This is a genomic window from Fibrella forsythiae, assembly GCF_017353175.1.
GTDB lineage: Bacteria > Bacteroidota > Bacteroidia > Cytophagales > Spirosomataceae > Fibrella > Fibrella forsythiae.
In genome coordinates this window covers 57,785-71,625 of the sequence record NZ_JAFMYW010000013.1, presented here as the reverse complement: position 1 = coordinate 71,625, position 13,841 = coordinate 57,785, and the positions used below count along the sequence as shown (strand labels likewise).

The following is a 13,841-nucleotide window of genomic DNA, read 5'->3' as shown; positions in this document are numbered from 1 at the left end:
ACATAAGTAGCTTATTTTCAGGTAATTATAGAGAGAACAATAGTCGATTTGGCAGGTTATTTGCTTAATGGGCTGATTTTTTTTATTAATGGTTACTACTTACTGCTAATGCGTTCATATTCTAGTTGTTAACAGATTGAGTATTTATACACATACTTGTTGCACGGTTATTGTGCGCTCCCAGATGTTCATTGGTAGCTGTCGGACGTATCCGGTAGTGCCACCCTACACATCCATTCTATGCGCACACGGTATACAATTGCTTATCGGCTCTGCTCTATCAGACAAATAAGTGTCTGGGCGGTATTCCTGCTAACAACTATACACGCAGTTGGGCAGGAGGCGCGAAAGACACTGCTTAGCCAGCCAACCGCAACACAGGTGAAACTGGCGCAGCAAACGGTACGAAACCACGCCACTACTTTGGCGTTTGAAACCAACGTCTTTGGCGGAGAAGCCAGTTACCTGCTGGCAACGCCTCAGGTCAATCTGGCGTTTATGGCTGACCGGGTCCAGTTTTCGGGGGTGCCATCGACGGAGACCTCCGGTCAGAACCCCGCTGCTGTGAGTTGGAGCATGCGCTGGCTGGGAGCCAAAAATAGACAGCGTCCAGAGCCGGTCCATGAACTAGACGATAAAGGAGACTATCGCTTTGTAGACAAGCACGGTAGCCATCCTATTGGCCGATATGCCGAACTATGGTATACCGATGTGTACGAACAGACAGACCTGCGCTTTTACGGACGGGGGCAAACAGACCTGGAATATGATTTCGTGGTGAAACCTGGCGGGCACCCCAACGCCATTCGACTGGCGATGGATGGAGTGAGCGACATACAGTTGTCGCCAGGGGGCGAATTGATCCTTAGCCTGCCGGTTGGCGATCTGAAAAAAGCCAAACCGTATGCCTATCAGACCATCAGGGGCGAAGAAAAGCCCGTGGCGGTTCGCTATAAACTACAACCCGATCACAGCATTGGCTTCGAAGTTGGTAGTTACGACGTTAGCCAGCCGCTGGTGATCGACCCGGTGGTAATTCTGTGGAGTACGTTTATTGGGGGATCGTCCCGCGATTATAATGGTGGCATCTGGGTCGATGATCAGGGCTTTATTTACCTGACAGGGACTACCCGTAATGGCTCAGGGGTTCCTACGACGCTGGCCAATAGTCTGACGTCCATCCCGAACTATGCGCGGGTCTTTGTAATGAAACTGAACCCCAATGGCAATCAGATTATCTGGAGCACCATCCTGGATACGCACACGGGCGATTTCAATGGAAATGAATTGAATGTGGCGTTGGTCGTTGGTTCCGACAGCAAGCCAGTGGTGCTCATGCATACGACCACCACCACGGTGGCCGGTGCCCCCGGAAACGTGCCCCCTTCCTACACGACACCGGGCGCTCTCCAGCCAGCGTCGGCGGGTCTTCGGGACATCTACCTGGCCAAGCTCTCGGCCGACGGCAGCACCGTGGAGTGGGGAACCTACTTTGGTGGGTCTGGCGATGATGCCTCTGTGTTTGGGGGCTCTGCGCAACCCTTTGGCATCGACAGCAACGATAATATCTACGTTGCCGGCACCACCAATAGCCTTGATTTTCCCATCACTACGGGCGCTTATCAGGCCTATTTCAGGGGTGGGGAAGATCAGTTCGTGGCGTCATTCAGCGCTACCGGTTCGCTCCGGTGGAGTACCTATCTGGGTGGGACTGGAACCGACCGGACGGCGGCGCTGGCGGTTGATCCTGACGGAACGGCTTACGTGCTGGGAACCTCCGATGCACTTGCCAGCTTTCCCCTGACCCGAAGTAGTATGCCTACGAGCTATACCGCGCGCCCGACCACCGTGACCAAAATGAGCAGCACGGGAGGGCTACTGGCTGCCACTGCCGTCCCGTATGATGTGTTGTCGATGCCGGCACCGACAACTGCGAGTGGGGTGGGTGTATTTCCTATGGCCATAGATGGTTCCGGTATCTATTTTCCGGGCCGGGATATGTTGGTCAACGCCACCACGATTCCGTTTACGGGGGCGCTTCCTCCTGGTGCCACGGCTACGTCGAGCGTAGCCCCGTTGATCGCACTGAATAAAACGGATTTGTCGTTCAGGTACGTTCGGGCGGCGGCCAATACCTCCCGGCCGCTGATACCGTCTATTGCAACCGATGGCCGGGGAAGCGTAATGCTACTGGTGCGGGGCCGCACCGAAATCATGCAGGATAGTCCACAATATATATCTCCTGATGCCTGCATTGGTTCGAATACGCCAACCCCTAACACAACAACTAACCCCACCTACATCGCCACGTTCAACGGCGCGACGGGAGAGACACAATACGGCAGCTTCGTGAATTTCGTGGGATTGGACAGCTACAATCCCACATCGCGTATTCTGTTGAAGGGCTGCAATTTGTATGTGTATTCGACCGCCGGTTCGAACTCCATCTATTATCCCTGGACACCATCGGCTTTCGATGCCAGCGGTAATGTCATTACAGGCTATGCGGGGCCCAAAGCCGACAAGGAGTTGTTGCTGGTCAAATTTGGGCCGGTAAAGCTCAAGCAGAATACGCTCACCTTCACAGGTGGCAGCACAACCTACTGCATCAATTCCGCCGTACCCGTCATTACCGGCAACGACGCATCGCAGAACCTCGATATACCGGCGACGAACCAAGCCCCCCAATGCCCGCCTAAAGTAGCGTATCAGTGGCAGCAGGCTACCAGTGCAGGCGGCCCCTGGACAACGATCCCCGACGCGACCGGCAAAGATTTTGCGCCCACCTGTACGGGTAACAATACGTTTTATCGCCGAATTGCCTACTGCGCAACCAACTGGCTGGGCAGTGTCTGTAGAGACTCGCTGGTGAGCGCGGCCGTACAGGTCAACTGCGGCGGCAACTTGACACACCGGACTACCATCGACTCGAAACCTTATGTACACTGTCCCGGGCAGCCGCTGGCGAAAACGTTTGCCGTAGTGCCGGGCCCCGATGGAGCCAAACCCGTTTATAGCTACCAGTGGGAAAAGCCCGACAACACGACTGTAGCCAGTGGCACGATAGCCGCCAACGGTACGTCGCCTATTCGGGCCAATTTCACGCAGGACGGTACTTATTACCTCTACGCCACCGACTCGCGGGGTTGTACCAGTGTAGATACGCTTCAGTTGACCACGCTGAGCTTACCCGCCGCTTCCAACACAACATTGATCACCTGCGGAGCGCCCACCGTGAAACTAGGACCGCTGGACACGCCCGTCCTGTCAGACGATCATGCGCTGAGTTTCAACTGGAGCCCGGCCACTGGACTGAGTGGAACAACTATTCTAAATCCAACACTAAACACCGTCGTGATTCCGTCAGGCGGATCGGCTACCTACACACTCACTCCCACGCTGGATGGCGTGACCTGCGCGTCGACTTCGGTGGTCGTGGTGAACACACAACCCAGTCCGCTCCCGACACTTCCCAGCCTGACCGTTTGCCAGGGTGCCAACCTGACGCTGGGGGAGGGCATCACGCAGGACCCTGCTTTTACCTATCAATGGTCGCCCGGCTCCGGCCTGGTGATGAGCGATGTGGTTCCAACCACGCTGGCAACGGGTTCGCTGGCGCCCGCTGGCGTCAATACGTACACGTATTACCTGACCGCCTTGCAAGCCAGTTCGGGGTGTTCACTGACAGCGACCCAAAGCGTAACGGTATATAAGATCGGTAACTATGCCGTAGCGGGTAATTATCCGGTTATTATTTGCCCAACCGACCCGAACAGCACCGCCACCTGGACCTTCGGCACGCCAGCAGAGGCGGGCGCTGGTTATACCTGGTCGGCAGTCGTGTCAGCCACGGCTACCGATGCCGGTACCCCCACCAGCGCCCAGGCTGTAGCCTTACTGAGCAGCTCGACCGCCAGCACCACCACCTTTCTGATTCCGGCGGGAGCAGCGTTCCCTACGGTTGGGAAATCGAAACTGCCTTATACGATCACCTACATTCGCACCAGCTACAACCTGGCTAATCCAGCCTGTAGTCGCACCGATGAAGTGATCATTCAATACGTACCTGGGTGTGGTGATGGTGATGTGACTTACTGCCAGCTGTCGCTGCCGGCAGGCGCAGCGGGCGCGTGTGCAGGTGCCAACACAACGATAGGGCCTGCTCAGGCAGCCAACGGGGTTCGTTATTACTGGGCGCCGCTCACCGGGCTTAGCGATGCCGTAACGGGAGCGCCCCTGAGCGGAACGGGCCCATTCTCCCCCTATGTCAAAGCCAATCCCACTTCGACAACGTCCTACACCTTGACGGGGGTATATCCGGGGGGGCAGGTGTGTGCATTGGTTATCAAGGTGTTTGGGGGGGCGTCGTCATTGCCAAATCAGAATTTTCCTCAGAATGCCGTTACCTGCGCCGGACAGCCCATTACAATTGGCGGGCCAGCCATTCAGGGGTATACGTACCTGTGGACACCACCGACCGGCCTGTCGAGCACGACGCTTTCGCAGCCAACCTTTACACCCGGTACGATTGTTTCAGGACAATACATCGTCAAGATAACCGATGAATTAACCACCTGCTTCATTTATGATACGGTCAACGTCACCGTTCGGACGGTAGCCATGCCCATTGGCGAGGGGGGGACCTTCTGCCGGACAACGGGTAAATCGGTGACGCTGGGTACGCCCGGCCCCACAAACCTGACCTATTCGTGGGCGGTTACGGCGGGCACGGCCACCATCGCCAACGCGAACAATAATGTTACGACGGCGACCATTCCGGCTCAGACAACGAACGTTGTATTTCAACTGACCACAACGGATCCGATTACGGGCTGCTCCGATGTGTCCAGCGTGACCTACACCAGTGTGGCCGCACCAACCATCAGCCTGAATACGCCGTTGGTCAGTTGCGTGGGCGGAACGATCAATATCGGTAGAGATGCCAACGATGCTACGCTGACCTACGCCTGGTCATCCGCTTCGGCCGGGAATGGGCTGACGCCGGCTGAAGCTGCCAAACGCAACCCAAAGGTGACACCAACGGGCAGCGGCCCCTGGACATACAGCGTGACGGCTTCTTACGCTGGCGCTTGCCCGACCTCGCAGAGTGTCACGGTTACCGCCGCACCGGTTCCAATCGTCAACACGGTCAGCGGAGCACCCTGTTCGGCCACGGGCGTATTGTTAGCGGTGATCAATACCAGCGCGCTGACGGGGTATACGTACAGTTGGTCGCCGTTTGCCGGGGTACTGACAGAGCCGCTCGCTCCGTCGTCGACCGGCACCACCAGAAGTAGTATTCAGGTGTATCCGAGCGTGGCTACATCCTACACCCTGACGACCACGGCACCAGGTGGCTGCGTGCAGAAATTTGTTTTCAACGTACCGTCACCTGCCTACACTGCGCAGGCTAACCCAATCAGTATTTGCCTGCCCAGTACCACAAACCCAACCGTTGGGCTTAGTAACACGATTCCAAGCGGTGCTACGGTCTCCTGGACTACGGTAGCAGGCTATACGAACCCCACCACAGGCCGGATTTCCAACAATGCCTCAGCCACGCCAACATTCCTGGTGACCGACAACCCGCCAGAGGGCGTTTATAAGTACCTGATCACGGTGAATTATGGCAGCGGCTGTTCATCTACCGTCGAGCAGGAGATTACGGTCAGCGCCGTGGTGCTGGCAGCGGGCACCGACAAGACCATCTGTGCCAATACCTGCGTCACAATTGGTCCAGCCGTAAACGGGCCTTATACCTATAGCTGGAAAACGGCCCCCAATACGGCGGCAGGAGCTGCCACGATTGATACACCGACCAACTTTCAGACGCAGGTTTGTCTCACAGGCAGCACCATCTATGAACTAACGGCCACCGATCCCGCTTCAGGTTGTTCGGTTTCTGACCAGATCGTCGTAACGGTGAGCCCTTCGCCCACTCTGGCTGTGAACGAAGCACTTACGGCCTGTCAGAATGCAGCGGGTACGGCAACCGTGAGCCTTGCGTCGGCAGCCGCCCAAAGCTCAGGTACGTTGAGCTACTGGCTCGACCCCAGTGCCCAGAGCATTCCGGTCGCCAACACGGCGGCAGTTGGATCAGGCACGTATTATGTCAGAGCGATGTTCAGCACAGGCTGTACGACCATCCGGCCGGTCTCGGTCGATCTCAGTCCCCTGCCTGCCATAGCGTTGGGTACGCCCGCCTGTCGGCCCAACAGCACGTTCACCGTACACTTCACGGTGAGTCCATCCAACGCAATTGTTACGGCTAACCTGGGTACAGTTCAGGGCGACAGTGTTGTTAACGTACCTGCCGGTCAAACCCTGACCCTCACGGCCAGTCTGAGCGGCTGTGTGTCGTCGACAACCGTAGCAGCTCCGAATTGTTGTTCCATCGCGCCAGCCCTCACGTCGGCAACCATCTGCCGGGGGCAATCGGCTACGCTGACGGCCACCGGCGGCACTAGCTATAGCTTCACCGGAGGGATTGTGAACACCACAGGTATGTTAGCGGTGAGCCCTGCCGCGACGTCGACTTATTCGGTAACGGTGGCCACTGCCAGTGGGTGCACAAGCACGACATCAGCTACGGTAACGGTGAATCCGCTGCCCACAGTCACGGCTAGCTCAGCGACGGTCTGCCAGGGGCAATCAGGTACGTTGACGGCCAGCGGAGCCACTACCTATGTGTGGAGTAGGGGAGCCACCACGGCCAGTATCTCGGTGAGTGTGGCCGGCACGTATTCGGTAACGGGTACGTCCTCAGCGGGCTGTTCGGCCACGGCTACCGCTGCGTTGACCCTCAACCCCTTGCCTTCTCTGGCCGTTACCGCCGTACCGGCTACCTGTCTGGGCGCTACCCCCAACGCAGACGCCAGCCTGGTGCTGGTGAGCAGTACCAATGCCAGCCACTATAACCTCAGCCTGGGCAGCGTTTTCAACCCCAGCCAGATGCTGTTGGCCAGCAATCAGCCCTTGCCGGGGGTAGGGGAGGCCTTGTTGAGCGGGCAAGCCAACCCCAGTCAGCCAGACGGACAAAGCTATACGGTTCGGGTCTATGGGGCGGGGGGCTGTGTGAGCGATGTGGCGGTAGTGCTACCGACTGCCTTTTGTGCGTGCCCGCCCAACCGTTGTGTCCCTATCCTTGTCAGGAAGATTGTGCGGCCTTAGTGCGTAGTCTGGTTGATCGCTAAGGCAAGTAACGGCCCAAAGCCCCCAACTCCTTCAGCACTACCGCCCGCTAATGGTGCAGACCAGGGCGGTAGTGCTGAAGGAGTTGGGGGCTTTGGGCTTGTTAATTCTGTCAATTGTCGAAGGATAATCAATTAATACATGAAAGTATGAGTATTTATTTTGAGTAGTTGGCACAGAACTTGATAACCATAGTAGCTCTAATGGCTTGATTGCTGACTTAGCCTTGTAGTTTGCTGGCTTAGGTTGAAATGGAAATAGTAAATTTACTCAATATAAAATGAGTAAACTAATATACGATACTTGCCAAACCATAGACCATGTGGCACATTGTTTGACCAGGGGGAAAGCAGCAGCGCCGGAAGCTGGGAGTGATGAATCGGCTCCGGCAACAGCCTGAAACCGGCTAATTGTTTTCATTCAATGGCACTCAACCCTATTGGTTACCGCCGCCAGTGACACACCTGTTGGAAAAATTTAGGTATATGAATCAACTTTACTCTCTCCTCTATCGCACCTACAGAAGCAAGCTGGCAAGCTGGGGTTTCTTTACACTTCTGGGCGTACTTCTTTTGGTCGGTGTAGCTCAGGCACAAACCCTTGAGTTAACCGCCACCACCGACAAAGCGGCTGTGTTAGCCAGCGAACCGTTCACATACACCTTCAAGTATAAGTGTGCCAGCATAACCGCCAACTGTACGGGGGTTAAGTTGACGGCCACTATTCCGGCCAACGGACTTAGTCAACCGACTTCAATTGGTAGCGCCTACAACCCAAATCAAGACGGCTATAGTAGTTGATAAAGCGGCACTCAAGCCAGCAGAAGCATCCTATTACTCGGCTTGGTAAAATGGGCGACACGCTCCTGACCAAATGAACGCATCGAGCAACAAACTACCGTAACAGAAGCACACAATGGTAAAACAGCAAAATCCTCAAAAGAAAAGGCAGTCTATGAACCAACTACATACTCGCTTTTACCCCGATCGAATCCGTCAGTACATTACCTCCGGGGGGGCTGTGCTGAGGTGTGTTCCGCCGAGAGCCTGTACGCCCGCACCCACCGGACGTAGCGCTGGCTTTATCTATGTTCTACTAGCCCTGTTAGGGCTCTTCGCAGCGTCACCGTCGTATAAAGCGCAGGCGCAGAGTCTACAGGTTCGAAAGACGGTTGACAGGTCATCGCTCAATCCCGACGGAATCCTGACCTATACGATCCAGTATAACTGTGTCAGCATCACAAACCCCTGTACGAATGTGGTGATCAATGACATTATTCCACCCATGTACGGTGTAACATTACAACCTGCCAATGGGGTGTATAATTCGAGCCTGAGGCAGGTAACGTTTAGTTTGGGTAATTTGCCCGCTGGTACGACGGGTGAGGTGAAAATTTCGGGTAATGTTAGTTCCGCTATCCCCGGCGGAACGGTATTGCCCAACAGTGCCACCATCACTTCCGGGGGCTCAACCACGGTGAGTAACACCGTATCGACAACGGTTAACAGTGTACTTAGCCTTGATCTCAATAAACAGATACAAGCTGTTCCTTCTTTGGGCGCGAACCGACTGATGCAAGGTCAGGAAGGTTATTATGATTTGTATATTGGCTCAAGCGGTAACGTGGCTAAAACCAACTTATGCCTGGTTGATACCCTGCCGATGGCAAGTAAGCTACGAGTCAAATCCATTAACACCGGCATAATGCAAAATTATGACGGCAATACCGTTAGTATCCAATACCAGACAAACCTGAATACAAACTGGACTACGCTGCCGGGTTCGCCTTTTTTGGTAACGGCTGGCCTCAGTATACCAGTAACTTTACCCGCCAACGAGTACGTAACCATTGTGCGCTGGTGCCTTACTAATGCATTTACACCCGGGGCTAATACGTCAACCGGGTTTAGGGTTTATTTCGATGTGGCAGCCGATGCGCCATTAGGCCCTGTTACAAACTGCGCACGCGCCACCTCCGATCAAATCAACAGATCGGCCTGTGTTACGGCAACTATTGAGCCACCCAGAACAGGGGCATTCATATCATTTGACAAGGTTTTGGTGGGTAGTCCTTCCCGCACCGTTGGCGATACGGTGACTTATCAGCTTGTTTTTACCAACGGTGGAGCCCCATCGTTACCCCTGGATAATCCCATTGTCGCCGATGTGTTCAAGACAGATGAGCTACAGTTTGTTTCCTGGACGTATACCAGTCAGTATGGAGCTACTATGCCTGTCTTCAGCTCCACTACCAGTGGTGCCAACACCTTTCTGAAGTGGCAACTCAATGAAAGTATACCTACGGGTAGGTCGATGACTATTACGTTAAAGGCCATTGTCAAAAACTCCAGTGCCCTGACGCAAAAAGTCAATCAGGGCTATATAATTGCCGATAATATAGCTGGCTGTCCCTACCGAGAGAACGTAGATACCTACGACATCGACGGAGACGGTAATACCACCGAAATGACCTGTTCAAATTCAGTGCCTATTACCCTCCAGTCGCTGGCTAAACTCACGTCCGAAAAACTGGTGAAGGGGCAGCTCGATGCGGGTTACTCCAAATACCCTGCCTTTGGCCTGACCGTGCCCGGTGGGCTGGCCGATTATCGGCTTCGGGTGTCCAATGAGGGAAATGTGCCCATGACCGGTATTCAGGTAATGGACATTCTACCTTTCATTGGTGATAAAGGCGTGCTGGATACTCAGGATCGACTCACCCAGTGGCGGCCCAACCTGGCCGGGCCGGTAACGCCGCCCACTGGCGTAACGGTCTATTATTCGATTGAAAGCAATCCCTGTCGTCCCGAACTGGGCTATAATCCGGCGGGGTGTACCCCCGCCAACTGGTCGACGGCTCCACCGGCAGATATCACCAAAGTGCAATCGCTTGGGTTTGATTTTGGCACGATTGTGTTGCAGCCGGGCGATTCGCTGCTGCTCACCTGGCCCATGCGCGCCCCGACCAATGCCCCCACGGCTGGCGAAATTGCCTGGAACTCGTTTGGGTACGTTGGCACACGCACCGATAACAATCAGCCTTTGTTACCCGCCGAACCGATCAAAGTGGGTATTAAGGTACAGCCGCTGACTCCCGCTATATATGGCGATTTTGTCTGGCTGGATACGGACAAAGACGGCATCCAGGACCCCGGCGAACTGGGCATATCGGGCGTGAAGGTTGAACTCTACAAAGACAACGGCGATGGAGTGGCCAACAAGACAACCGATACCTTCGTGGGCTTCACCGTTACCGACGGGTCGGGAAATTACCTGTTCCCCAATCTGGCCCCCGGCGACTATTTTGCCGTGTTCTACCCACCATCCGGCTACGCCGTTTCGCCCAGCCTGGTTGGTCCGGATAAAACGAAAGATTCCGAAGGCATCATTGCTGCGGTGACCTCCCTGTCGGCCACCGAGATCGACCTGACCTGGGATTTGGGTCTCTACCCCAGCACCACCTGTGATGTGAAAGTAGCCAACACGACGGTTAGCCCCTGTTCGTATTCGGGCGGTGTGAGCCGGGCTACGGTGAATGTCTTTGTGACCTGGGCTAATCCACCGGCTGGTCAGAACATCACCGTTACGCTGGCCGGAGCCAGTCCGCAAACCATTAACGTAACGGGCGGATCTACCTCGCCTGCGCTGGTCAGCTTTACCATCGCGGCCGACGGGGCGGCCCACGCCATTACGGCAGGCTTCAATGCCGGCTGTCAGGATGCGGCTTCGATTCTGGCTCCGCAACCCTGTGCCCCGGCCGTCTGTGCGCTTGGCATTAGCAATGTACTGCCGGGTGCCTGCACCGGCACCCAGCGCGAAATAAATGCAACCCTATCGTGGAGTAATGGACCAGTAGGCGAGGACATCATTGTTAGCTGGGATGGCGTAGCTGTCGACACGATTCAGGTCACCAACGGGTTGACCTCACCCCAGCCCACCAAGTTCTTCGTACTTGGAGGAACCGGCACGCACACGCTGGAAGCTCATTTCAGCAGCAATACGGCTTGTTCGGCATCCGTGTCGAGCCTGACGGTTGCGGCCTGTGTGTTGCCTTGTAACCTGATCGCCACGGCCACGCCAGGTACGTGCAATTCGGCTACCAATCAATTCGCGGTTACGGGCACCATCAGCCTGAGTAATACGTCGGGCGGATTGGCCACCATCACGGATGGTACCCAATCGACCACCGTAAACGTACCTGCTGCGGCTGCCTCGGTGGCCTACTCCCTGAGTGGCCTGACCAGTGGCACCGGCTCGCATACGGTGACGGTCTCGTTGCCCGGCTGCGGCACCACTACGGCGACTTACACCGCTCCGGCCAGTTGCACGGTAGGGATGGCCCTGACGGCCACACCTGGAGTGTGTCAGTCGGCCACCAACGGCTACACCCTGACGGGTACCCTCTCGCTGACCAACGCGCCAGCGGGCACAGCCACCATCACCGATGGGGTTGTCTCGACCACCCTGGCCGTTTCAGCGGGCGCCACTTCGGTGAGCTACTCGCTGACGGGCCTGAACTCGGGCACGGGCAGTCACACGGTGACGGCCAGCTTGGGGGGCAAGACCACCAGCGCCACCTACACGGCTCCGGCCAGTTGCACGGTGGGTCTCTCGGTAGTGATAGGCACACCCCTCTGTAACACACTGACCAACAATTACACCGCCACGGGCACGGTCTCACTCACCAATGCGCCGGCGGGTACGCTCACCCTCACCGACAACGGAGTTACCGTGGGGACGGTATCCGTGACGGCGGGCCAGAGCTCAGCCAGCTTCTCGGTGACGGGGGTATCGGGCTCGACTCCACCTTCGCACACGGTGGTGGCCAGTCTGGGCACGGCTACGGCCAGCACCAGCTACGCCACGCCAGCCTCCTGCACGGTCTGCTCGCTGAGCCTGACCACCGCTAGTCTGTCTGCCGGTCAGGTGGGCAGTCCCTATAGCCAGACGCTGACTACTACCGGTGGTACGGCGCCGCTGAGCTATACGGTGACGGGCGGTAGTCTGCCCGCGGGGCTGAGTCTGAACCCCGCCACGGGTGTCATCTCGGGTACGCCCACCGCCAGCGGTACGGCCTCCTTCACGGTGAAGGTCTCCGATGCCAAGTCCTGCTCAGCCGTAGCGGCCCTGAGTATTGTGACCAGCGCTGTGCCCGTCTGCTCACTGACGGCCACAGCCACTCCTGGTGTGTGTGCCTCAGCCACCAACACCTACACGGTGACAGGCACGGTCTCGGCCACCAACGCGGCTGTCAACAATGCCAGCCCACAGAGCTTGACCATCAGTGTGGGCAGTGTGAGCACGGTGGTGAGCCTGAGCGGCAACGGTCCGGCCAGCTACACGCTGACGGGTCTGCCTTCGGATGGCTTAGTCAAAACCCTGACAGTGCTAAGCAGTGCTACCGCCTGCGGTATGACTTCGCTGACCTACGCGGCCCCAGCCAGTTGTTCGATTAGCTCTACGCCACAATTATCTCTTGAAAAGCTGGTCGACAAATCACGGGCAAAAGTTGGCGACGTGCTGACCTACACGTTGGTGCTCACCAATTCAGGAAATGTCACGGCCAATAACGTTGTCGTTCGCGATTCTACAACATCGGGGCTCACTTACATAGCTAACTCGGCAACTATTCCCGCTGGAACGACATTCACCCAGGGTTCTCCTATCAGCACCTGGCTGGTGGGTAGTCTGAGTGGAGGACAGAGTCTATCCCTCTCGTTCCAGGCCAGGGTAGACAGCACCGGTATCCTCTACAACACGGCGAGCATTCCTGGCGATGTTGCTACAGTCTGTACATCGGTACCCTTCAGGGCATGTGCCGGCGATTCGTATATGTTCAACCTGACAGCTCCGCTCGGAAGAAGCAGTTACCAATGGCTCCGGAATAATGTGCCGCTTGCGGGGCAGACCAGCAACGTGTTGACGGTGACAGAGCCGGGTATTTACAGCCTGATGGTGGATAATGCCAGCGGAAACTGCCCTGATTTCAGTTGCTGTCCCTTCATTGTGGAGGAAGACACGCTACCTACCTTCCAGGCCATGGCTGTGCCGGTCACTTGCGCAGGCAGCAGTCCACAGACCGATGGTAAACTGGTGTTGAGCGGCTTTAACTCCGCATACACTTATCAGTACTCGCTGGGTAGCACCTTCAACGCAGGGGCTTCGCTGTCAGGCGCGGCCAAAGCGATTCCGGCCGATGGAGTGCTTGTAAGCAATCTGTCGAATCCGGTAGCGGATCAGCCCTATACGGTCCGGGTCTACAATGAGTCGGGTTGTTATACGGATGTGACGGTGGTATTGAAGCCAACGGTTTGTGCTTGTCCGACGGACGTGTGCGTGCCATATGTAATTCGGAAGAGCAAGCGTGCAGGTCGTACCGGCAACTAATAACTAATCGGATTTAAGTTTTGTCGGGAGGGTAAAAGAATCATCTTTTACCCTCCTTTTTTTGGGTTTACCCAGTAGCGCAGGCCGCTCGGAAGGCATGAAATAAAACGGCGAGACTAACGGCTGAACACACCGCCTTACGACTTGTTTGTGCGGCGTTACTGATGAGTGCCGGTCGTGCGCCAGGGTGTGATTGTTAGTCTGATAGATTGATTACTGGATTAGCTGGGTTGGAAATGAAAAGCCTGTTTCGGTCAGTATAG

At 56.0% G+C, this 13,841-nt stretch carries 3 protein-coding genes; all 3 read left to right on the top strand.

Annotated elements, in window-relative coordinates; all coding sequences use genetic code 11:
• Positions 1–240: 240 nt before the first annotated feature.
• The gene (locus J2I46_RS29550; protein ID WP_207332713.1) at positions 241–7,170 is read left to right on the top strand and encodes a DUF7948 domain-containing protein; all 6,930 of its coding nucleotides are present in this window, start codon (positions 241–243) and stop codon (positions 7,168–7,170) included.
• A 506-nt stretch (positions 7,171–7,676) separates the two neighbouring features.
• Positions 7,677–7,991, top strand: coding sequence for a hypothetical protein (locus J2I46_RS29545; protein ID WP_207332712.1), 315 nt, complete (start codon positions 7,677–7,679; stop codon positions 7,989–7,991).
• A gap of 154 nt (positions 7,992–8,145) precedes the next feature.
• Entirely contained in the window at positions 8,146–13,578 is a 5,433-nt protein-coding gene (locus J2I46_RS29540; RefSeq protein ID WP_207332711.1) for an SdrD B-like domain-containing protein, read from the top strand.
• The last annotated feature ends 263 nt before the right edge of the window (positions 13,579–13,841 follow it).